At 32.1% G+C, this 24,159-nt stretch carries 22 protein-coding genes and 1 riboswitch; of the genes, 20 read left to right on the top strand and 2 right to left on the bottom strand.

The window, feature by feature from the left end; genetic code table 11:
- Position 1: 1 nt before the first annotated feature.
- Positions 2 to 1,108 carry an AI-2E family transporter gene (locus KPL51_RS03695; RefSeq protein ID WP_216157541.1) on the bottom strand — a complete coding sequence of 369 codons (1,107 nt, stop codon included), beginning with the start codon at positions 1,106 to 1,108 and terminating at the stop codon, positions 2 to 4.
- A 399-nt stretch (positions 1,109 to 1,507) separates the two neighbouring features.
- Between KPL51_RS03695 and KPL51_RS03700 the strand changes: the two genes are divergently transcribed.
- From KPL51_RS03700 to KPL51_RS03775, 16 genes are all read left to right on the top strand, one after another.
- Positions 1,508 to 1,975, top strand: coding sequence for a response regulator (locus KPL51_RS03700; protein WP_216157543.1), 468 nt, complete (start codon positions 1,508 to 1,510; stop codon positions 1,973 to 1,975).
- A gap of 241 nt (positions 1,976 to 2,216) precedes the next feature.
- The gene (locus KPL51_RS03705; RefSeq protein WP_216157545.1) at positions 2,217 to 3,326 is read left to right on the top strand and encodes a hypothetical protein; all 1,110 of its coding nucleotides are present in this window, start codon (positions 2,217 to 2,219) and stop codon (positions 3,324 to 3,326) included.
- Between the two features lie 133 nt (positions 3,327 to 3,459).
- Entirely contained in the window at positions 3,460 to 3,879 is a 420-nt protein-coding gene (locus KPL51_RS03710) for a hypothetical protein (protein ID WP_216157547.1), read from the top strand.
- Positions 3,880 to 3,997: 118 nt separating this feature from the next.
- Positions 3,998 to 4,249, top strand: a complete 252-nt coding sequence (locus tag KPL51_RS03715; RefSeq protein WP_216157549.1) for a cysteine-rich small domain-containing protein — start codon at positions 3,998 to 4,000, stop codon at positions 4,247 to 4,249.
- A 317-nt stretch (positions 4,250 to 4,566) separates the two neighbouring features.
- Entirely contained in the window at positions 4,567 to 5,508 is a 942-nt protein-coding gene (locus tag KPL51_RS03720) for a GNAT family N-acetyltransferase (protein ID WP_216157551.1), read from the top strand.
- A gap of 79 nt (positions 5,509 to 5,587) precedes the next feature.
- Positions 5,588 to 5,767, top strand: a riboswitch (Lysine riboswitch).
- 202 nt (positions 5,768 to 5,969) lie between these two features.
- Positions 5,970 to 6,350: a 3-aminobutyryl-CoA ammonia lyase gene (gene kal, locus KPL51_RS03725; protein ID WP_216157554.1), complete on the top strand. Its 381-nt coding sequence runs from the start codon at positions 5,970 to 5,972 to the stop codon at positions 6,348 to 6,350.
- 108 nt (positions 6,351 to 6,458) lie between these two features.
- Positions 6,459 to 7,283, top strand: a complete 825-nt coding sequence (gene kce / locus KPL51_RS03730) for a 3-keto-5-aminohexanoate cleavage enzyme (protein WP_216157557.1) — start codon at positions 6,459 to 6,461, stop codon at positions 7,281 to 7,283.
- Positions 7,284 to 7,339: 56 nt separating this feature from the next.
- Positions 7,340 to 7,993, top strand: a complete 654-nt coding sequence (atoD, locus tag KPL51_RS03735; protein ID WP_216157560.1) for an acetate CoA-transferase subunit alpha — start codon at positions 7,340 to 7,342, stop codon at positions 7,991 to 7,993.
- 1 nt (position 7,994) lies between these two features.
- Complete coding sequence (locus tag KPL51_RS03740; RefSeq protein WP_216157563.1) at positions 7,995 to 8,660, top strand: 3-oxoacid CoA-transferase subunit B; 666 nt, start codon at positions 7,995 to 7,997, stop codon at positions 8,658 to 8,660.
- A gap of 12 nt (positions 8,661 to 8,672) precedes the next feature.
- Positions 8,673 to 9,710 (top strand): L-erythro-3,5-diaminohexanoate dehydrogenase, encoded by a 1,038-nt coding sequence (gene kdd / locus KPL51_RS03745; protein WP_216157921.1) that lies wholly within the window; start codon positions 8,673 to 8,675, stop codon positions 9,708 to 9,710.
- 141 nt (positions 9,711 to 9,851) lie between these two features.
- The gene (kamA, locus tag KPL51_RS03750; RefSeq protein ID WP_216157566.1) at positions 9,852 to 11,105 is read left to right on the top strand and encodes a lysine 2,3-aminomutase; all 1,254 of its coding nucleotides are present in this window, start codon (positions 9,852 to 9,854) and stop codon (positions 11,103 to 11,105) included.
- A gap of 19 nt (positions 11,106 to 11,124) precedes the next feature.
- Positions 11,125 to 12,150, top strand: coding sequence for a lysine 5,6-aminomutase reactivase subunit KamB (gene kamB, locus KPL51_RS03755; protein WP_216157923.1), 1,026 nt, complete (start codon positions 11,125 to 11,127; stop codon positions 12,148 to 12,150).
- A 1-nt stretch (position 12,151) separates the two neighbouring features.
- Positions 12,152 to 13,633, top strand: coding sequence for a lysine 5,6-aminomutase reactivase ATPase KamC (gene kamC, locus KPL51_RS03760; protein ID WP_216157569.1), 1,482 nt, complete (start codon positions 12,152 to 12,154; stop codon positions 13,631 to 13,633).
- Positions 13,623 to 15,224, top strand: coding sequence for a lysine 5,6-aminomutase subunit alpha (kamD, locus tag KPL51_RS03765; RefSeq protein WP_216157572.1), 1,602 nt, complete (start codon positions 13,623 to 13,625; stop codon positions 15,222 to 15,224). The genes kamC and kamD overlap by 11 nt, the downstream gene beginning before the upstream one ends.
- A complete protein-coding gene (kamE, locus tag KPL51_RS03770; protein ID WP_216157575.1) occupies positions 15,224 to 16,012 on the top strand; it encodes a lysine 5,6-aminomutase subunit beta in 789 nt (262 codons plus the stop codon). The genes kamD and kamE overlap by 1 nt, the downstream gene beginning before the upstream one ends.
- A gap of 395 nt (positions 16,013 to 16,407) precedes the next feature.
- The gene (locus KPL51_RS03775; protein ID WP_216157578.1) at positions 16,408 to 17,679 is read left to right on the top strand and encodes a M14 family metallopeptidase; all 1,272 of its coding nucleotides are present in this window, start codon (positions 16,408 to 16,410) and stop codon (positions 17,677 to 17,679) included.
- A 562-nt stretch (positions 17,680 to 18,241) separates the two neighbouring features.
- On the opposite strand, the gene abc-f is transcribed toward KPL51_RS03775, so the two are convergent.
- Entirely contained in the window at positions 18,242 to 20,167 is a 1,926-nt protein-coding gene (gene abc-f / locus KPL51_RS03780; RefSeq protein ID WP_216157581.1) for a ribosomal protection-like ABC-F family protein, read from the bottom strand.
- 352 nt (positions 20,168 to 20,519) lie between these two features.
- Between abc-f and KPL51_RS03785 the strand changes: the two genes are divergently transcribed.
- From KPL51_RS03785 to KPL51_RS03800, 4 genes are all read left to right on the top strand, one after another.
- Positions 20,520 to 21,158 carry a redox-sensing transcriptional repressor Rex gene (locus tag KPL51_RS03785; protein ID WP_216157585.1) on the top strand — a complete coding sequence of 213 codons (639 nt, stop codon included), beginning with the start codon at positions 20,520 to 20,522 and terminating at the stop codon, positions 21,156 to 21,158.
- Positions 21,159 to 21,357: 199 nt separating this feature from the next.
- The gene (locus KPL51_RS03790) at positions 21,358 to 22,137 is read left to right on the top strand and encodes a short-chain-enoyl-CoA hydratase (RefSeq protein ID WP_216157588.1); all 780 of its coding nucleotides are present in this window, start codon (positions 21,358 to 21,360) and stop codon (positions 22,135 to 22,137) included.
- Positions 22,138 to 22,218: 81 nt separating this feature from the next.
- Positions 22,219 to 23,358, top strand: coding sequence for an acyl-CoA dehydrogenase (locus KPL51_RS03795; protein ID WP_216157591.1), 1,140 nt, complete (start codon positions 22,219 to 22,221; stop codon positions 23,356 to 23,358).
- Between the two features lie 13 nt (positions 23,359 to 23,371).
- Complete coding sequence (locus KPL51_RS03800; RefSeq protein ID WP_216157594.1) at positions 23,372 to 24,154, top strand: electron transfer flavoprotein subunit beta/FixA family protein; 783 nt, start codon at positions 23,372 to 23,374, stop codon at positions 24,152 to 24,154.
- The last annotated feature ends 5 nt before the right edge of the window (positions 24,155 to 24,159 follow it).

Genomic DNA, 24,159 nt, shown 5'->3' on the forward strand with positions numbered 1-24,159 from the left:
ATTATAATTTAATATCCTTTTCTTTTAGTCTTCTATTTATGAATCTTTCAGCTATCATTAGAACAATGGCCATGGTGGGTACTGCAAGGAACATGCCAAGAACACCAAAGGTTCCACCACCAATTAATATGGAAAGAATAATAAGTAGTGGGCTTAAACCTACAGATTTTCCGAGAATCTTTGGACCTAAATATAATCCGTCAAACTGTTGAAGAATAATAATAAACAAAAGTACCCAAAAAGCTTTTACAGGGCTATCAAGTAGGGTAATGAAAAAAGCAGGAACCATACCAATTAAAGGTCCAAAATAAGGGATCATATTTGTAACTCCAACTATTAAGCTTATAAGTATAACATAAGGCATTTTTAAAATGCTAAGTCCCACAAAGCATATAAGACCAATAATAACGGAGTCTATAAATTTACCTATAACAAAACCTGAAAAAATATTATTCGCTTCATTACTAAATTTTAATAGGCCATCTGCATTTTCTTTTTTTAATACTGCATAAATCAGTTTTTTTATATTTAATATCAAGGCTTCTTTATCCTTTAAAAGATACAAAGACACAACAAATCCCAGCAAAAACTTCATAAAAGAAGAAGTAAAACCTACTGCTGTTAGAAAAGCAAAATTAATACCGGTATTTAAATACTCACTTAAATTAGACATGAATGTGGAGGTTGCTTCCTCTAAATATTTGGTTATACCATATTTATCAAGTGATTGAACTTTATCCATATTGTTAGAAAACCAAGTTTGCGTTTTAGTTATATATTCAGGGGTGGAGTCTGTTAATTCACGAATACTTACACCTATATTAGGAGTTAATATGGTTATACTAAAGAACGATATGCCTATAACACATATATATATTATAAGTAGTGTTAGAGCACGTTTTGTATGAAATCTTTTTTCCATACTGACCATTATAGGATTTAATAAGTAAGCTATACCGAATGCCCATATAAAGGAGCTTACGTAGGATAGGAAAATGCTAAAGGCGCCGGTTAGTAATTCTATATTATTTACTATTCTAAATAATATAAATGATAATAAAATTATAGGAACCAATTTTAAATAAGGGATTTTTTTATCGTTAAACAAGCTTAATTCACTTCCTTCATTAATGATTATTTTAGTAATAATACTATAAAATAATTATATCATAAATAATGAATTTAAAAGATATTTATAATAATTTTAAGACTATCATAAGGTTTGATGCTTCAAACTAAAGAATCTGTTTGGAAGTGACAATCAAGCAACAAAATAATAACAAACTTAGAAATACAGATTGTGGATAGATATAAAATATCAGCGATCTGTATTTTTTTTGATGTAAAATAAATTGTAAAGTTTTAAATATAATGGTACACTTTTCTTAAATATAATAATTACTAATTAAGTACTAATATTGCAACTTGGACAGAATATTAAAAACCCTGGTTGTTAGTAAAATAAATATTAAAAGAGTAAGAAATATTTTGAATAGGAGAAGAAAATATGGATACGGTGCTCTTAGTTAATGATTGTAAATTTGAAAATTTAATTATGAGGGACATGCTTGTAAATTTAGGGTATGAAGTTATTATAAGCAATGAATTTAATGCTATTAGTGACTTCCGAGAGTTAAACTGTAATAGCATTATAGCAAATTTCATTATGAAAGAAAAAACAGGAGATAAGATATTGCAACAGATAAAATACATGTATCCTGAAACAAAGTGTGTTTTATCTTCCAGCAATGATATGAGATTAGAGGATTTTGAAAGCAGTGTAATAGATGGGTTTATACATACACCTGTAACTAAAGAAAAACTAAAAAAAATAATGCTAAAAGATGCACAATCATTTAGTGAACACAAAAGCAAGAGGATACCTTCATTCTGCACTTATTGTGGAGAAAAAGTAGAACATAGTGAAAAACAAGCAATATATTGTAAATACTGTGGTGAAAAATATAAATTTTAGTTAATGAGTGTAGGGTTTTTAAATAATCCTACACTCATTATTTATTTTCTTTAACCATAAGTGATGTAAAAATTAAGAGCTTACGGATAAATAATTATTGTGAATATTATATCATAGCATGTGGAAATTGTGTTAAATATAAAACATTCTAGTTGATACACTAATATAAGTGGGGTATAATAGTTTAAGTTTAAATGATTTAAAATAGTAGTTATTTTTATGACTTAAGAGGAGCAAAATTATGACTATCCATGATAAAAAGGTAAAAAAGAATTTAAAACTATCCATTGTGGCAGTATGTTTATTTTTAAGCATATTCATTTCAATGTCTAGTTCAAATAGAATTTGGAAAACAGATAAAAATGCAACAGAAAACAAAGGAAATTCGAATAAAAGTACTGAAATTAAAGGTGAAGAACAAGTTGCAGCCAATACGAAACTAACAAAGATAGCATTTGAGAAAAATAATAATGTTTATCTTTATGATGAAACTAATGAACAAATTAAATCCATCGGGGATAAATTAAAGTGGAAGGATTTGTTAAGTATTTCTCCAGATAAAACAAAAATTGTATTTAGATACTTTAATAGTGAAAAAGCAATATATCCTCCACATGTAATTGTTTATGATATTAAAACTGAAAGTCTAACAGATATTGTTATAAATAATACAAACCTTCAACAAATTATTGCCTTAAAATGGATTGATAATGAAAATGTTTTGGTTACAGGTCACATTAATCCATCAGTTTCAGGTTATGCAGTATACAGCATAGAAAGTAAACAGGAGATAATAGCTTGTTTAGGCACCCTAAGAGATATTATTATAGACAAAAAAAATATTCTTTACAGCAATACACCTCATATATTTCCAAAACCAAAGGCCAATTTATATGTTAATGGTAATAAGATTTTTGAAACAATTGATGTTAAGGAAGAAATTTATGATGGGGTCATATCTAAGGATGGCAAAATGCTTGCCTTTAGAAGTTATGTAGAAAATGAAGTAAATTCAAATGGTGAGGCAACCGGCTATCTTAGTCTAGCTAAGGTTAATAGTGATGGAAAATCTATTAGCGATTTAAAGAAGATAACTATAAGTGGCGATACAAATGGAGAGATGAAGTTTGATAATGAAAACAATGTAAGTATTGTTGGCAATCAATTTATATATAAATTAAAGTCCGGAAGTCTTATTAAAGAAGAAAATACATTGCCAAAGATACCAGAACTTTCCACTCAGCAACTTACAAAATTTAAGAAAGTTTTGGCTAAGCAATTTCCAGAGGACGTTATTTCAGAAGAAACAGTGTTAGAGGATATAGATGTATATAACATGGAAGCATTCTGAATTTTAGATATAGTTTAAAGATTAAAGATTATAGTTTTTTTAAATTTCAATTATAAAAAAATGTTAACAAATTATTAAAAATTTGGTATAATAACCTTAAGAGTTTTGGTAAAAATATGAAAGAAGGGTTATTATGAAAAAGAAAAATACTTATAAGTCTGTAAGCACAAAAACCAAGGCAGAGTTTAAACCAAAGTCTATACCAAAATCAATAGGTAGCAAATTACTTATGTTACTAGGACTCATTATACCCGTAGCTGCATTAATAGGGTACTCTATGAATGTGAATTTTTTCTCTATTGCAAGAATTTTATCACTTTTTGTTCTTATCATAAGTATAGCTGCTTTTTTAAAAGATGAAATTATTTATCCTAATATTAAAGCGGTACAGCATGATAATTCATTAATCAATAAAAAAAAATTAGGATATAATGAAAAGAGAAGAAACTTTTCTTCGTTAATAAAGAAAGGAACGTTTCAAGTAATATTATCAATATTAACAATTATAGCATGTACCTATTTAGGACAAGCTATATATAAAATACTTGTATAATTACAAGTAATATATATTTAAATTCATTAATTAGGCATTTTCAAAAGTAGACTAGCGAAATGGCTAGTTGTTTTTGAAGGTGCCTTATATAAATAGAATACGAATAGGGGATATAAAAATGAAGAACAATTACAAATTCTTTAGAAATATTGATTGCGAATATTTTCCGTGTCACGAAGTTAAAAATGATGAAAATTTTAATTGCTTATTTTGCTATTGTGCGCTATATTTTCTTGAGGATTGTGGGGGAAATAAAAAATTTGTAAATGGTGTTAAAGATTGCTCATCTTGCATTATTCCACATTCTGAAAATGGATATGAGCATATAGTGCATAAAATAATGGAAGTAAATAAAACTAAAATGAAATAATGATTGTCTAAAATAAATCTAAGTTTAGCGTTTTTCTTAGATTATGCTATAACTAAAAGTATATATTGTTAGAATGCCTTCACTTCGCCAAGTAATTCTAAAGTTTATTTTATCCGTATCTGCTAAAAAATGCAAACTCGCTTTGCGCAAAAATGCATTTTTCTTACGCAGTTGCAAATAAAATAAATTGTGAATTACTAAGGCTTATTCAAATGCATTCTGCACAATATATACTTTTGTTAGCATAATCCAAGAAAAAATACATAATACTCTAAATGGATATTATCTTTACGATACAATCAAAAGGGGATGAGTGAATGGAGATTAAACAATTTAATTTAATATCTTCACTGCAGAAGAAGGAACTATATAATTTTATTAAGTGTACAGATTTAACTTATAATAAAACATATATAGAAATGACTAAAATATACGAAAGTGATACATTTAATGAGGGTAATAGTGTTTTTGTTTTATTTCATAAAGGGAAAATTAGAGGAAGTGCAGCTTTAATAACCAAGGAAATAAGCATTAATGGAGAAGCTTTTATCACAGATATTTGTGTTGAAGAAGAAAATGTGGGAAATGAAAATAGTTATTTAAAAAGTAAATTAAAAATTCCAAACACGGAAATGTTTTTGCAACTTTTGATAGAAACAGTAGTCAAATATTGCAATAAATTCAGTTGTAAAAGTATTAAAGCTGGTATTCGTGAAAGCGAAATATATCTCATTCCATTTATTAATAAATTGGAATTTAATCATATTTATGATGCGGTAATTATGAGATATAAAGAGGATGAAAATATGCATTTAAAAGTAAACAAGGAGATTGAGCTTAGGCCTCTTTGCATTTTGAATTCACATGAATATATGAATATTTATAATGAGGCTTTTGAAAGTAGTCCCAATGGAGGAACTATAGATGAGGTGGAAGTAAAAGATTATATAGTCCAATATGCTAACAATGAAGATATGATAGGAATATGTTATTTTGAAAAAAAACCTTGTGGTATATATGAGTTATCTATGGATGGAAATACAGGCTGGGTGGATACATTAGGCATTACACCCAAGGTCCAAAATAGCGGTTTAGGGAGCTCCTTAATAATAAAATGCATTGAAAAATTATACGAGAAAAAGTTAAATGAAATCAAACTTTTAGTAATTACATCTAACAACATTGCAGTTAAATTGTATAAAAACAAGGGATTTGAAAAGGAAAGTGTATTTTCTTATTGGTTTGAAAAATTAATTTAATTTTCTGAAAAAAGTATTGTATTTGAATTATTAACAGATTATAATAATTGCGGATACTAAAAATAAAATTTAATAATTTCACATAAATAGAGGTGCAGATAAAGAGGTAGTTTTTGAATGATAAGGATATGAACATCCAATATCAAAAATGAAGTATTTGTTTGCCGAAAGAATATGTTGGTTCGTAAGCTTATTCTTGGGGGTAGAGATTAGATTTCTATCACTGCCATAAAGATTTTTATGGAGGGCTATTTATGTAATGAAAAAATAATTTTTCATTGCATTAATAGCTTAAGTATTTTTGTTTATTAAGGCACTGAAAATTCAGTGCCTTTTTTGCGTGCTAAATAATAAAGTACTAGGCACAATATAAAAATACACTAGCAATAATGATGGATTATTTTTTCTAATAAGTAAGTGATATAAAGCGGATAAGTAAAATAAAAGAGGAGGAAGTTAAAATGAAATCTTTAATCAGATTAAGAATGAGTGCCCATGATGCACATTATGGTGGAAACCTCGTGGATGGAGCAAGGATGCTTCAATTATTTGGAGATGTAGCAACTGAACTTTTAATCTTAAACGATGGTGACGAAGGATTATTTAAGGCTTATGATTCTATCGAATTCTTAGCACCGGTTTATGCAGGTGATTTTATAGAAGCTGTTGGAGAAATAGTAAGCACAGGAAATTCATCAAGGAAAATGATTTTTGAGGCGAGAAAGGTTATAGTGCCAAGACCAGATATAAATGACTCGGCTTGTGATGTATTAGAAGAGCCAATAGTTGTTTGCAAGGCAAGTGGAACTTGCGTAGTCCTAAAAGATAAACAAAGGAAATAGCACTACAAGAGGGATAACAATTAATAATTGTTATCTGCCCCAGAGGAATACAGGAGGGATAACAATTAATAATTGTTATCTACTCCAGAGCACTACAAGGAGGACAACATGGAAAAATTAATAATTACTGCAGCTATATGCGGAGCAGAAGTTACAAAAGAGCATAATTCAGCTGTTCCTTATACTGTAGAGGAGATTGGAAGGGAAGCTGAAATAGCCTACAGAGCGGGCGCTAGTATTATCCATTTACATGTAAGACTGGATGATGGAACTCCAACGCAAGATAGACAGAGATTTAGAATGTGTATGGAAGAAATTAAAAGTAGATGTCCGGAAGCAATAATCCAACCATCTACAGGTGGAGCTGTTGGTATGAGTAATGCAGAAAGATTACAACCTGTTGACTTAAGACCAGAGATGGCAACTCTAGATTCAGGTACTTGTAATTTTGGTGGGGACGATGTATTTGTAAACACTGAAAATACTATTAAAGAATTTGGTGAAAAAATGATTAAACTTTCAGTAAAGCCAGAAGTTGAAGTTTTTGATAAGGGAATGATAGATATTGCTATAAGGCTTCAGAAAAAAGGTTTTATAAAAGCTCCTATGCATTTTAACTTCGTTATGGGTGTAAATGGTGGTATAAGTGCAACTCCAAGAGATTTAGTATTTATGGCAGGAAGCATTCCTACAGGAAGCACCTTCACAGTTTCAGGTGTAGGAAAAAGCGAATTTGAAATGGCAGCAATGTCAATAATAATGGGTGGACACGTAAGAGTTGGATTTGAGGATAACGTCTATATTTCAAAGGGAGTTCTAGCAAAGTCAAACGGAGAGTTAGTTGAAAAGGTTGTACGGATTGCCAGGGAATTAGGTAGGGAGATAGCTACTCCAGCAGAGGCGAGACAAATTTTGGGATTGCAAAAGGTTTAAAGATATGTAGCAGCAAAGAAAATAGATAAACTTAAATAAAGTATGGGGGGCAAATCATGAATAAGGTAGTTACTCCTGATAAATTAAAACCTCTTTTTAAAGATGGCATCACACTTATGATAGGTGGATTTTTAGGTTGTGGAACTCCGCATAAGATAATTGACATACTAATTGAATTAAATGTTAAAGATTTAACTATTATTGCAAATGATACGAGTTTTGCAGATAAAGGGCTGGGAAGACTGGTGGTGAGTGGCCAGGTTAAGAAGGTTATAACTTCGCATATAGGTACAAATTCTGAGACTGGAAGACTTATGAATGAAGGCAAATTGGAGGTTCAGCTTGTACCACAAGGAACATTAATAGAAAGAATAAGATGTGGTGGAGCGGGACTTGGAGGTGTTTTAACACCAACAGGGGTAGGTACCATTGTCGAAGAAGGGAAACAAAAGCTTATAGTAGAAGGCAAAGAATATTTGCTTGAGCTGCCATTAAGGGCTGATATCGCAATAGTTAAAGGTAGTATATCAGATGAATTTGGGAATACATTCTATCGGGGAACTACAAAGAACTATAACCCTACTATAGCCACGGCCGCAGACATAGTAATAGTTGAAACAGAAAAATTGGTAAAAATAGGTGAACTTGATGCTGACTTGGTAATGACTCCTGGAGTTTTAGTTGATTATATATTGGGAGGTATTGAGTAATATGATTATAGATAGCAAGATTGCAAAACAGATAATTGCAAAAAGGGTTGCAATGGAACTTAAGGATGGACAGCTTGTTAACCTAGGAATTGGACTTCCTACAATGGTTTCAAACTATGTTCCTGAGGGACTAATGATTACGTTTCACTCTGAAAATGGAATGGTTGGCATGGGACCCATTGCAGAGGCTGGCAAGGATAGTGAGGATATTCAAAATGCGGGTGGACAGTATTGCAGCATACTTCCCGGTGGAGCTTACTTTGATAGTGCAATGTCTTTTGCATTAATTAGAGGGGGGCACGTTGATATTACAGTGCTTGGAGCCTTAGAGGTAGATGAAGAAGGAAATCTAGCAAATTGGATTATACCAGGTAAAATGGTTCCTGGCATGGGCGGAGCAATGGATCTTGTTACGGGAGCTAAAAAGGTTATCGTATCAATGCTGCATACGGGAAAAGGAGAACCAAAGATTCTTAAAAAATGTACTCTTCCACTAACGGCTAAGGGAAAAGTTAACTTAATAGTAACAGAACTTTGCGTAATTGAAGTTACTAAAAAAGGACTTGTTTTAAAGGAAATACACAAGGATACAACAATAGATGAGGTTAAATCACTTACAGAGGCAGAGCTCATCATATCAGAAGATCTAAAAATAATGGATATATAGGGGGAACTCATGATGAATAAAGGATGTAAATATGGAACTCATAGGGTACTAGAACCAAAAGGTGTGTTACCACAACCAGCAACTAAAATCTCAAATGATATGAATATATTTGATAATGAAATTTTAATTGATGTTCAAGCGCTAAATATAGACTCAGCTAGCTTTACTCAAATAGAGGAAGAGGCCGGTCACGATATTGAAAAAATAAAAGCTAAAATTATTGAAATTGTGGATGAACGTGGAAAGATGCAAAATCCTGTAACAGGATCAGGTGGAATGCTTATTGGAAGGGTTGAAAAAATAGGTGAAGCACTGACTTTAATAACTGATCTTAAAGTTGGAGACAAAATTTCTACTTTAGTCTCATTATCATTAACTCCACTTAGAATAGATGAAATTATAGATATTAAACCAGACATAGATAGAGTTGTAATAAAGGGAAAAGCTATTTTATTCCAAAGCGGCTTATATGCAAAACTTCCTAAAGACATGGATGAAAACTTAGCATTAGCAGCATTAGACGTTGCAGGAGCGCCAGCTCAAGTTGCTAAGCTTGTTAAACCAGGACAATCAGTTCTACTTTTAGGTGCAGCAGGAAAATCGGGAATGCTTTGCTGCTATGAAGCGGTTAAAAGAGTAGGACCAACAGGAAACGTTATAGGGCTTGTAAGAAATCAAGAAGAGAAAGTAAGACTTGCAAGATTAAACTTAAGAATGCAAATAGTTATTGGAGATGCTAGAAATGCTATTGATGTAATGAACACTACACTGAGGCATAATAATGGGCAAGAAGTTGATGTAGCAATAAACATAGTTAACGTTCCAAATACTGAAATGTCAACAATACTGCCAGTAAAAGACAATGGCATTGTATACTTTTTTTCAATGGCTACAAGCTTTACAAAAGCAGCACTTGGAGCTGAAGGTGTAGGTAAAGATGTTACTATGATTGTAGGAAATGGGTATACTAAAGGTCATGCAGAGATAACTCTCGAAGAGTTAAGAGAAAATGAAACATTAAGAAGTGTATTTGAAGAATTATACGTTTAAACACATTTTAGCACCCCAGGTCATGATTTAATTATGATTTAGAGATGCCATATAAAGTTAAATTAGATGCTCTCTAAAGCTTATTAGTATATCAACGATGGATAATGAAATCAAAAATTATTATACGATGGAGGTACCAATATGAAAATTAATAGAAGAGTTGAATTATTTAAAGATGTAACAGATGAGCAGTGGAATGATTGGAAATGGCAAGTTAAAAATAGAATTGAAACTGTAGATGAACTTAAAAAATATATACCACTAACAGAAGATGAAGAAGAAGGAGTTAAAAAATGCGTTCAAACATTAAGAATGGCTATAACTCCTTATTACTTAGCATTAATAGACCCTAGTGATCCATATGATCCAATAAGAAAGCAAGCTATACCAACAGCTAATGAATTGCATAAGGCAGATGCTGATTTGTTGGACCCACTACATGAAGATGCAGATGCTCCAGTGCCAGGACTCACTCATAGATACCCAGATAGAGTATTACTACTCGTAACTGATCAGTGCTCAATGTACTGTAGGCATTGTACAAGAAGAAGATTCGCAGGGCAAAGTGATGATGAACTTCCAATGGATAGAATAGATAAAGCCATTGAGTATATCAGAAATACTCCAGAAGTTAGGGATGTATTATTATCAGGTGGCGATGCGCTACTTCTTTCAGATGATAGATTAGAATATATAATCAAAAAATTAAGAGAAATACCACACGTTGAAATAATAAGATTGGGTTCAAGAATACCTGTAGTTCTTCCACAAAGAATTACACCGGAACTCGTAAATATGCTAAAAAAATATCACCCGGTTTGGGTAAACACTCACTTTAACCATCCAAATGAAATTACGGAAGAGTCAAAACTTGCTTGCGAGAGGATGGCAAATGCAGGAATACCTTTAGGTAATCAAACAGTTCTTTTAAAGGGTGTTAATGACTGTACACATGTAATGATGGATTTAGTTCATGAGCTTGTTAAAATTAGAGTTAGACCATATTATATCTATCAATGTGACCTTTCCATGGGACTTGAGCACTTTAGAACACCAGTATCTAAAGGAATAGAAATTATTGAAGCATTAAGAGGTCATACTTCAGGATTTTGTATACCAACCTTTGTTGTTGATGCACCAGGGGGTGGTGGAAAAATTCCAGTAATGCCAAGTTACCTTATATCTCAAAGTCCTGAAAAAGTAGTACTTAGGAATTTTGAGGGTGTTATTACTTCTTATGAGCAACCAACTAGCTATACTTCGGGCTGTCATTGCGACGTATGTGAAGGTAAGAAAGTGGTTCATAAAGTAGGAGTAGCAGGGCTATTAAACCGTGAAAAAATGTCTATGGAACCAGTTGGACTTGAAAGAAATTTAAGAGGAAATCACGAGTAAAATGAGAGATAATAAGGGAATGCTGAGTATTTTCCAAATGGTTCAAAAATATGACAGTATTTCAATTATAGGAATGAATAAAAATGTAGGAAAAACAACCACTTTAAATCATATATTGAAAGAAGCCAGAGGGACAATGTCCCTTGGGCTTACATCAATAGGAAGAGACGGAGAAGAAAAAGATCTAGTAACAGCTACGGAAAAACCTAAAATTTACGTAGAAAATGGAACTATAATTGCTACTGCAAAACAGTGCTTATTAAATAGTGATATTACCAGAGAGATTTTAAAAACAACAGGATTTAATACTCCCCTGGGAGAAATAATTATATGTAGGGCATTAAGTGATGGATACGTAGAACTTGGAGGTCCATCTGTAAACTCACATATGGCATTAATATGTGATGAGCTTAAAAATTTTGGAAGTAAGCTTGTAATTGTGGATGGAGCTCTTAGTAGAAAAACGTCTGCTTGTCCATCAATTACTAATGCTACAATTTTATCAACTGGGGCCGCAGTTTCAAAAAGTATGAGAGTGGTTATAGAAGAAACCAGTCATACTATTAATTTATTATCCATAGAAAATGAAATGGACCATGAAATATTAAAGCTGGCGGGTGTAGTTTTGCGAAGTGGTAGAGTAGGTATTATACACAGGGATAATACAATGAAAAATTTAGATGTGGTTACAGCATTAGGAGCTTCTAAGGAAATCGCACGAGCAATAGACGAAAATACATCCCATGTAGTTATTAAGGGTGTGGTTTCAGACAACCTCTTAGAGAATATTATGGCTATTACAAAAATGTATAGAGGGGTAACTTTCCTAGTTGAAGATGGAACAAAGCTGTTTTTAACTAGGGACACCCTTTATAAATTTAAAGTGCAAGGTGGGATTATAAAAACAATAAATCCCATTAAAATAGTTTGTGTTACTAGCAATCCCAAATCACCTTATGGGTATGAATTTGATAGGCATAAGTTTTTAGATGGACTTAGGAATAATTTAAATGTACCTGTATTTGATGTAATTGGGGGGGAGTAAAATGAAATTTTTAGATGCACAGCAGAGGGAACAAATTGGCTTTTCTTTTGTTATGGATAAATTAGGAATAACTACTCCCTATGGACTCCAAGAAAGAAAAAATATTGTGCCTTTTAAACATTCAGAAATAGATATATTAAATCATGAATTAAATAGTTTAGATACTGTAATTAATTCTATAAATTCTCATACTGAGGAGTATAACTCAATAGGAAGAATATTCTGTAAGCTTAAAGATATTAGAAATTCCATTAAAAGATGTAGTGAAGGTGAAACGTTAGATGAGATTGAATTATACGAAATTAAATATTTTTCAATGCTGGTAGCGCAGTTAAAAGATGTGCTGGATGAATTACATCTTAATATCGGAGAACTTAATCTAAACTCATTACATGGAATTATTTATACTCTAGACCCAGGAGACACAGGAATACCTACTTTTTATGTTTATGATGAATATTCTAAAATTTTGAAAAGCATTCGTGAAAATAAAAAACAAAAGGAAAAGGAAATTTTCACTGCTAAAACCGAGGAAGAAAGAAGCCTACTAAAGCAGCAAAGGCTAGATTTAGTTATAGAGGAAGAAGCAGAAGAACTTAGGATTAGAAAAGAGTTAACCACAGATATTTCTAAAGAAACCAAGTCCCTAAACCAGAATATAAAAGCCATAGGTAGATTAGATTTTTTAATTGCTAAAGCTAATCTATCAATAGCTTATAATGGGACAAGACCAAAAATTTGTAGTGAAATGAAGATTCGACTTTCTGATGCTTCGAGTCCTGAAATTAAAGAAATATTAGAGAAGGATAAAAAGCGATTTACCACTGTTAGTATAGATTTAAATGCAGGGACAACTATTATAACAGGTGCAAATATGGGAGGGAAAAGTGTTACTCTAAAGACTATTGCTTTGAATCTATTACTGGGACAAATGGGTTTTTTTGTATTTGCAAAGGATGCGGAGTTTCCAATCCTTAATTTTATTCACTTTGTTTCAGATGATATGCAGTCAGTATCCAAGGGGCTTAGTACATTTGGAGCAGAAATAATAAAGTTAAAAGAAGTGGTAGAGTGTGTGAAAAGAGAGGACGGTTTTATAGCTTTAGATGAATTTGCCAGAGGTACTAATCCAAAAGAAGGGTATTACCTTGTGAAAGCTCTTTGTAAATACTTGACTAAATTTAATTCAGCCAGCTTAATTTCAACTCATTATGATGGAGTGGTCCAAGATAATATGGAGCATTATCAGGTGATGGGACTAAAAAATGTGGATTTTAATGAATTAAAATATAAAATAAATGAAAATAAAACTCATTCTGTTGAATTAATACAAGAACATATGGATTATAAGTTAGAGAAGGTTTCAAAAGAAAATAAAGTACCAAAAGATGCACTTAATATAGCATTATTACTAGGACTTCAAAATGAAATAGTTGATATAGCAAAAGAATTCTATAATCAGGAGGAACAAAATGGAGAGTAAATTAAATTTAAACTGGGCTATTGTTGATAAAGCTAGAAAATCAGCTAAAAATATAGCAAAAGATACACAGGAATTTATTGATATACATACTACAGTAACAGTAGAAAGAACCGTTTGTAGACTTTTAGGAATTGATGGTGTAGATGAAGTGGGAGTACCTATTCCTAATATCGTCGTGGATAATATTAAAAATGGTAATGGATTGGCACTTGGTGCTGCAATGTTTATAGGAAATGCTATGGTTGAAACTGGCCTTGCACCACAAAAAATTGCGGAGTCTGTAGCAAAAGGTGAAATTGATTTAACTAAACTTCCCATGCATGATGAATTTGAGATCAAAATGGCGGTAGATAAAGTAGCTAAAGAAATGGTTGCTAAGATCAAAGTAAATAGAGGCAAGAGAGAAGCATATCTTGAAAAATTTGGCGATAAGAGTGGACCATATCTTTACGCAATAGTTGCTACAGGTAATATCTACGAGGATATAACCCAAGCAATAGCAGCAGCAAAGCAAGGCGCAGATATAATTGCAGTTATAAGAACTACAGGTCAAAGCTTACTGGACTATGTTCCATATGGAGCAACAACGGAAGGCTTCGGAGGAACAGTAGCATCACAAGAAAACTTTAGACTTATGAGAGAAGCCCTTGATAAAGTAGGGGAGCAGCTAGGAAGATATATAAGACTTTGTAACTATTGCTCAGGACTTTGTATGCCTGAAATAGCTGCTATGGGAGCTATAGAAAGATTAGACGTTATGCTCAATGACGCTTTATATGGAATTCTTTTCCGCGATATAAACATGCAGAGAACTATAGTTGACCAATATTTCTCAAGAATAATCAATGGATTCGCTGGAGTTATAATAAACACTGGAGAAGATAACTACTTAACCACGTCAGATGCAGTAGAAGAAGCTCATACTGTACTTGCTTCACAATTCATAAATGAGCAATTTGCATTAGTTGCTGGAATTCCAGAGCAGCAAATGGGACTTGGACATGCATTTGAAATAAGTCCAGATGTTGAAAATGGGTTCTTATTTGAACTGGCACAAGCACAAATGGCAAGAGAAATATTCCCTAGAGCACCACTGAAATATATGCCTCCAACTAAGTTTATGACTGGAGATATATTTAAGGGGCAAGTACAAGATGCTTTATTTAATATGGTTACCATCATGACAGGACAAAAATTGCATCTTCTTGGAATGCTTACAGAAGCAATACACACTCCATTTATGTCAGATAGAGCCCTTGCAATAGACAATGCTCAATATATATTTAGAACTATGAAAGATTTAGGCTCAGAAATTACCTTCAAAAAAGGTGGCATTATGGAAACAAGAGTAGATGAAGTATTAAATAAAGCTGCAGATCTAATTGGGGAAATCGAAAAAGAAGGTTTATTCAGCACACTGCAACAAGGGAAATTTGCAGGAATTAAGAGGCCTCTAAATGGTGGAAAAGGACTTGCAGGAGTTGTAGAAAAAGATAAAGCTTACTTCAATCCATTTGTAGATTTAATGTTAGGGTCTAAGGCAGCTGATAATTGTTGTGTGCAAAATGAGCATGTAAGGGGGATTAAGTAATGAGCGAAGGACAATATTCATTAGAAGTCAAAGATTATGATAAAAGTTTAGACCTAACAAAGCTTAAACCCTATGGAGATACCATGAATGATGGTAAGGTTCAAGTGAGTTTTACACTTCCAGTTGAAAATAATGAAAGAGGTGTAGAGGCAGCACTTCAGCTTGCTAAATCTATGGGTCTTATTGACCCAAACTGTGCTCATCATCGCGCTTTAGATAGTGAATTTAGTTTCTATGTGATTTATGGTTCATTAGTGCATTACGTAAACTATGAAGAAGTCCATGTTCAAACTGTAGAGGGAGAAGTAATGGATATGAAACAAATTGGTGAGTATATAAAAGAAAACATTAAACGTGAAGTAGTAATAATTGGAGCTAGTACAGGAACAGACGCACATACAGTTGGAATAGATGCTGTTATGAACATGAAGGGCTTTGCAGGTCACTATGGCCTTGAGAGGTACCCTATGATAGAAGCGCTGAACTTAGGAAGCCAAGTTGAAAATGAGGAATTCATTAGAAAAGCTATAGAACTTAAGGCCGATGTTCTTCTAGTTTCTCAAACAGTAACTCAAAAAGATATACACATCCAAAACCTTACTAATTTAGTAGAATTATTAGAAGCAGAAGGAATAAGAGATAAAGTTGTGCTAATTTGTGGAGGTCCAAGAATAACTCATGAACTGGCTAAAGAACTTGGATATGATGCAGGTTTCGGGCCAGGTAAATTTGCTGATGATGTAGCAAGTTTTGCTATTACAGAGATGGTTGAGAGAGGTCTCGTTTAAGGAGAAAAATATTTATAGAAATCAAAGTACACCCCTAAAGTAAAAAAAATTACTCTAGGGGTGCATTTTTATTTGGTAGAATTATAAACATTAGTAGATATTAATTTTCATAAGATATCTAGTAATTGCAATTGTAGTATGAGTAGTCATTGAATCAGTTGGTATAAGAAACAATTTGAAATACATAGAACGTAACAAATTAATACTATATGTTAATTTAAAATTATTTTTAAGAAATATGCAATAGCTTTAATTCAAAGTGAATATAACTCAATTACTATTATGTAACATTAACTTTGGTTTTCATCATTATTTTTGATGTGTTTATTTAAAACTGTAACCTTTTTCAATAAATTTCATAAAATAATACTATAAGAAATTTTAGGAGGATTGATTTGCAAATCCTAAAGATAGGTTCAAGAGGAACAGAGGTAATGGAAATACAAGCACTACTTAATAAATTAGGTTATAGTGTGGGCGGGGTAGATGGAATTTATGGACCTAAAACATCGGCTGCAGTTGCCAGGCTCCAGAGAAATTTTGGACTATCACCTACAGGTGTAGTAAATGATGAAACTTATAAACTTATGAATAGTTTTTTAATAGGTTATGATACTTATAGAATTAGACCGGGCGATACAATATATATTATAGCAAGGAGGTATTATACAACAGTCCAAAGTATAATTACTGCTAATCCTGAAATAAACCCCAATAATTTAAAAGTTGGGAGGGAGATTATAGTTCCTCATTCATTGGAGGTGGTTTATACAAATATCGACTACACTTATGACATTATGAAAAGAGACTTAGAAGGGCTAAAGGCTAGGTATCCATTTATTGAAGTCGCTAGTGCAGGTAAGAGTCAGCTAGGAAAAGAACTTTATTATGTAAAATTGGGAAATGGACCTAATAAAGTTTTTTATAATGGAACCCATCATGCTATTGAATGGATAACTACTGTACTTTTAATGAAATTTATTGAAAATTTTGCTAAAGTCTATGCTTTGGGACAACCTTTGGAAGGTTATAATGTCCAGGATATATGGAATAAAAGTAGTATATATGTGATGCCTATGGTAAACCCAGATGGAGTCGATTTAGTGCTTAATGGCTTAGATAGGAGTAACCCATATTACAATGATTTAATTAAGTGGAATAATGGAAGTGATGATTTTTCTAAAACTTGGAGTGCAAATATAAGGGGGGTAGACCTTAATCATAATTATAATGCTCTGTGGCAAGAGTCAAAAGATGCAGAAAAAACTTATGGAGTATATGGACCAGGTCCGTCAAGATATTCAGGTACCGCGCCAGAATCAGAACCTGAGTCTAAAGCTGTAGCGGATTTTACAAGGAAAAATAATTTTAGATTAGTAATAGCTTATCACAGTCAAGGGGAGGTAATATACTGGGATTTTGAAAATTTGGCTAGCAATGAAGCTAGAAAAATAGGAGAGATATTTTCGGGGTTAAGTGGTTACGAATTGGCAGAAACCACTGGAATTACAAGCTATTCCGGATATAAGGATTGGTTTATAGATAAATTTAGAAAGCCGGGATATACCATTGAAGTTGGACTTGGAGAAAATCCTCTACCGATAAGTCAATTTAATGTAATTTATAAGGATAATATCAAAGTATTATTAGAAGGAGCGGTGGTTTAACAGTATATAAATATTAAATTAAAAGTTTTTTCTTAGATTATGCTATAACAAAAAGTAGATATTGCTAAAATGCTTTCACTTCGCCAAGTAATTCTAAAATTTATTTTATCTGCATCTGCTAAAAAAAGCAAACTCGCTGTCGCTCAAACATGCTTTTTTCTTTACGCAACTGCAAATAAAATGAATTTTGAATTACTAAGGCTTATTCAAATGCATTATACGCAATATATACTTTTGTTAGCATAATCCGAGAAAAAAATACTAATATTTATTATTTTTTATACATAAACTAAGATTCTGCAAACTTATTTTATACCTTTTGCCACATTCACATGTTGAACCTTCAATGGTTGTTAAAATTGTGGCAACGTTAAGTAAAGGACTATTCTAATCTCAACATCTAAATATCCTGCATGCCAAACATTTAGATGTGGATAAAGTAGTAGTTAAAAAAAGTATGAAATTTATCCGGAGTGACTTGCAACAAGAAACGAACAAATTTAATTTCCTATTTGGAGTTCGGTTGCAAGGCGCGTAGGATTAATTTCATACTTTTTAATTTTTATTCTGCGGCATCTATAAAGTATTCCCAAGTTACATAAAGATCTAGGAGTTCTTTTTTTACATTTGCAAGCTGATTGTTTACGTCGGAGCTTTTAATAGGGTTTGAATATACTTCTTCCGTGCAAAGATCGTTATTCAGCTTTTCTGATTCTTGTTCTAGTGAAGAAATTTTATCTTCTAGATCTTTTAGGTCTACTTTTTTTTGTTTTTCTAATTTTTCTTCCTCTCTCTTTTTCTTTTTATCAAAGTTAATTTGGGTTTTTGACATTCCAGCCGTGGCTTCTTCTTCCTGGAACCTAAGAGGATTTTTCTTCTTTTCTACATAATAATTATAATTACCTAAATATTCTTTGAGGCCTCCTTGATTTAATTCAAGGATTCTAGTTATTACTTTATTTAAAAAATATCTATCATGAGATATTACAATAACTGTACCGTCATATGATAGGATTGAATCTTCTAGTGCCTCACGGGACATAATATCTAAGTGATTGGTTGGCTCGTCTAATAGCAAGAAGTTAGATTTAGATAACATGATTTTAAGGAGATTAATCCTGCAGCGTTCTCCACCACTTAATGCGGAAATATTTTTAAATACATCTTCTCCTATGAATAAAAATGCAGCGAGAGCTGTACGAAGTTCTGTGGTAGTAAGTTTAGGAAAGTCATCCCAAACTTCATCTATTATAGTTTTTTCTTCGTTTAAATCCGATTGTTCTTGGTCATAATATCCTACAAAAATATTTTTTCCTAATATTTTTATGCCTGTATCACTAGGGATTTTATCCATTATAATTTTGAAAAGAGTTGTTTTTCCTCTTCCATTTTCACCAATAAGAGCAATTTTATCCGACCTTTTCATATCTAGATTTAAATTTTTAAACAAAAGATTGTCTCCAAATGATTTTGATAAATTTTCTATATGAAGCACGTCATTACCACTTTTGATTTCTGTCTCAAAATTAATTCTAGTTTCCCTAGGATCTTTGTCAGGAATATTAATTCTCTCCATTTTGTCTAAGGATTTTTGTCTACTCTCCGCAGCTCTTACACTTTTTTCTCTATTAAAGGACCTATATTTTGTTATAATGTCTTCTTGCCTTTTAATTTCTGACTGTTGTAAATTGTAGGCTTTTAACTTAATTTCATAATTTATTTTCTTAAGCTCTATAAAACTTGTATAGTTACCATTGTAGCAATCTACATGACCATTAATAAGTTCATAGGTTTTATTAGAAATGGCATCTAAAAAGAATCTATCATGAGATATTATAAACATAGTTCCTTTATAGGATTTCAAATACTCTTCTAACCACTCAATAGCATCTAAATCTAAGTGATTAGTAGGTTCATCCAGTAATAGTACATCTGGATTATTTAGTAGTAACTTACATAATGCAACTCTGGTCTTTTGACCTCCACTTAATATGTTTATTGGCTTATTATAATCTTCTTCCATAAAGCCAAGACCTTTGAGAACTTTACCGATTTCTGCCTTATAGGTGTACCCACCTCTGTTATTATAAAGGTCATAAGTTAATGTATATTCTTTTATTATTCTATTAGTATATTCTTCTCTTGACGCATCATATGGCTCATTCATTATTGTTTCTAATTCTTTAAGCTTTTTTTCGAGACTTAATAGATTGTCAAATACTAAAATGGTTTCTTCATATATAGTGTTACTGGAATCTAATTTTAGATCCTGAGAAAGATAACCAACTCTTTTATTTTTATCTATAAATAACTCACCATTATCATAATCTAATTGACTTGTGATTATTTTAAAAAGTGTAGATTTACCTGCCCCATTAGCACCAATAAAACCTATTCTTTCACCTTCATTTATACTAAAAGTTATTTTATCTAAAATAACATCTATTCCATAACTTTTGTGAATATCTTTGCAACTTAGAACTATCATTATTTTCACCTTCCCTGCTCTGTATAATTTAAATTATATAATGGTTTCAAGATCATAAAGGGCAATATTATTTGGAAAAATTTATGTATATGAACTTTTAAACAATTTAAAATTTAGTTGTTATAGATATTAATTATAGTCCATTTCTATATTATTGTACTATTTATATTGAATTATTGTAGTGAAAAATAAATATATGTAGCATTAATTTTAAAAAACACATCTAAAAATAACTAAAATGGGCAGAATCTTATAAGAACTAATAAATTTCTAGCAAAAGGTAGTGATAATACATAATAGTGTGGTAATATTAATATTATGAAATTTATGATGTTTGCAAAGGGGTGTAATTGTGGAAAGAAAAAAAAATATATCAATGGCGGTTATTAAAAGATTACCTAAATACCATAGATATTTAAGGGAACTTTTAAAAAACGATGTAGATAGAATATCTTCAAAAGAATTAGGAGAAAAAATTGGCTTTACAGCATCTCAAATTAGACAAGACTTAAACTGTTTTGGAGATTTTGGGCAACAAGGATATGGATATAATGTGAAAGAACTATTAAATGAAATCAGCGGAATACTAGGTTTAACAAAAGAGTACAAGATGATAATAATAGGTGCAGGGAATATAGGGCAGGCTATTGCTAATTATACTCGTTTTGAAAAGTTAGCATTTAACTTAGTGGGTATTTTTGATATTAACCCAAAGCTAATAGGACTCAAAATTAGAGATGTTGAAGTGAAAGACATAGATGAATTAGTGGAATTCCTTAAAGCCACACTAATAGATATTGGTGTGATTTGTGTGTCGAAAAACAATGCTCAAACAGTTGCTGATATTATGGTAGCAAATGGGGTTAAGGGTATATGGAATTTTGCACCTGTGGATTTAGAGGTGCCGGAACAAATAATAGTGGAGAATGTTCATTTAAGTGAAAGTTTATTAACTCTTAGTTGTTTAATGAATGATAGGACATATCCATAAAATTAATGCATTTTACTAATAACATTTAAATACTGGAAAATCATTCTTTTAAAAAAAAGTGGTGATTTCTGTTGAAATATACACGGCAAAGATATATACTGTAATTGAAGCTAAAAAGCTTCAATTAGTTTTTAGGTGTAATTGTTATATTATTAACAAATAGTTAATGAACTGATTAATTCGTAAGGAGTGGATTGTTGTGAAATACAAAAATATTGTTCTTCAAAAGGAAGACAAAGTTGCAGTGCTAACAATTAGCAGACCCAAAGCTCTAAATGCATTAAACACAGAAACATTAAAAGAGCTAGATTCAGCAATTGATGAAATTGCTGAAGATGACCAAATCTATGCAGTGATTTTAACAGGAGAAGGAAAAGCTTTTGTTGCAGGAGCTGATATCACAGAAATGAAAGACCTTAATGTAATGGGTGGTAGAAGATTTGGAAATTTAGGAAACAAAGTATTTAGAAAACTAGAAACTTTAGAAAAACCTATAATAGCAGCAGTAAACGGTTTTGCGCTAGGTGGCGGATGCGAGCTTTCTATGGCTTGTGATATTAGAATAGCCTCATCAAAAGCGAAATTTGGACAGCCTGAGGTAGGCCTAGGCATAACACCTGGTTTTGGAGGAACTCAAAGACTTCCTAGACTTGTAGGACTTGGAATGGCCAAAGAACTAATTTATACAGCAAAGATTATTAATGCAGAAGAGGCATTAAGAATTGGACTTGTAAATAAAGTAGTTGAACCTGAAAATTTATTAATAGAAGCTAAAGCACTTGCGAATACGATTGCAGGACAAGCACCTATGGCCGTAAGTTTTTGTAAAGCAGCAATCAACAAGGGAATACAGATAGATATAGACACGGCACTTTCTTATGAGTCAGAAATATTTGGAGAATGTTTTTCAACAGAAGATCAAAAGAACGGAATGATAGCATTTCTTGAAAAAACAGAAAAATGCTTTAAAAATAAGTAAATAATTTTTAAAAGAAACAAGAGAAAGATAACAATTATATTAATTGTCATCTATGCCCGAGAATAGTGAGGAGGAAGGTTTATGGATTTTTCATTGACAAAACAACAAGAATTTGTAAAACAAATGGTAAGGGAATTTACAATAAACGAAGTAGAACCAATAGCTGCGGAAATAGATAGAACAGAAAGATTTCCTTCAGAAACAGTAGAGAAGATGGCTAGATACCATATGCTTGGTATTCCAATTTCTACTGAATTTGGTGGAGCTGGCGGAGATAATTTATCTTACGTTATTGCTGTTGAGGAATTATCAAAAGCATGTGGTACTACAGGAGTTATTTTATCAGCACATACATCATTATGTTGTGGACCATTAGATATGTTTGGTACACCAGAACAAAAGAGCAAATATTTAATTCCACTTGCAAAGGGTGAAAAATTAGGAGCTTTCGGATTAACGGAACCTAATGCAGGAACAGATGCATCAGAGCAACAAACTACAGCAGTAATAGACGGCGATAATTATATATTAAATGGTTCAAAAATATTTATCACTAATGCTGCAGTAGCCGATACATTCATAGTTTTTGCTATGACAGATAAGAGTAAAGGAACAAAAGGAATTACTGCTTTCATAGTAGAAAAAGAGTTTAAAGGATTCTCAATTGGTAAAATAGAAGATAAATTAGGAATAAGAGCATCATCAACTGGTGAGCTTATATTTGAAAATTGTATAGTGCCAAAAGAAAACATGCTTGGAAAAGAAGGAAGAGGCTTTGGTATAGCAATGAAATCTCTTGACGGAGGAAGAATTGGCATAGCGGCTCAAGCACTAGGAATTGCAGAAGGAGCACTAGACGCAGCTGCTAAATACATGAAAGAAAGAAAACAATTTGGAAAGCCTCTATCAGCATTCCAAGGACTTCAATGGATGATGGCAGAACTTGATGTTAAAGTAGAAGCTTCAAAACTTTTAGTATACAAGGCAGCATGGAATAAGGATAATGGACTTTCATATAGCTTAGAAGCAGCTAGAGCAAAATTATATGCATCAGAAACAGCAATGGAAGTTACAACTAAAGCAGTTCAAATCTTCGGTGGATATGGATATACAAAAGAATACCCAATAGAAAGAATGATGAGAGATGCTAAGATAACTGAAATTTATGAAGGAACTTCTCAAGTTCAAAAGATGGTTATCGCTGCAAACTTATTAAAGTAGGAGGGATTAGGCAATGAATATAGTTGTATGTATGAAACAAGTTCCAGATACAAACGAAGTTAAAATAGATCCAAAAACAGGAACCCTTATAAGAGAAGGAGTTCCATCAATTATAAATCCAGATGATAAAAATGCACTAGAAGAAGCACTAACATTAAAAGATAATAGTGGTGCGCATGTAACAGTAATAAGTATGGGACCCCCACAAGCAGAAAAAGCACTAAGAGAAGCACTAGCTATGGGAGCAGACGCCGCAATATTGATATCTGACAGAGCTTTTGCAGGAGCAGATACATTAGCTACATCACATGCGCTTGCTGCAACACTCAGAAAATTAGACTACGATGTAGTTTTCGCAGGTAGACAAGCTATAGATGGTGATACAGCGCAAGTTGGTCCAGAAATAGCAGAACATTTAGGTCTTGCTCAAATAACTTACGTTGAAAAAGTTGAAGTAATTAAGGGTGGCCTAAAAGTTAGAAAAGCTTGGGAAGATGGATATGAAGACATCGAGGTTAAAACTCCAGTTCTTTTAACAGCTATAAAAGAGTTAAACGAGCCAAGATACATGAACATAAAAAACATATTTAATATGTATCAAAATAAAGAAGTTAAAATTTGGAATGCAGATAGTATTGATGCAGACAAAGCTCTTCTTGGACTAAGTGGTTCACCAACAAAGGTTAAGAAGTCTATGACTAAAGAACCTAAAGGAAACGGCGAATTAATAAAGTTGCAACCTAAAGAAGCGGCAACGTATGTAATTTCAAAATTAAAAGAAAACCACTTTATTTAAGGAGG

It is taken from the genome of Clostridium bowmanii (assembly GCF_018861315.1).
Classification (GTDB): Bacteria; Bacillota; Clostridia; order Clostridiales; family Clostridiaceae; genus Clostridium_AD; species Clostridium_AD bowmanii.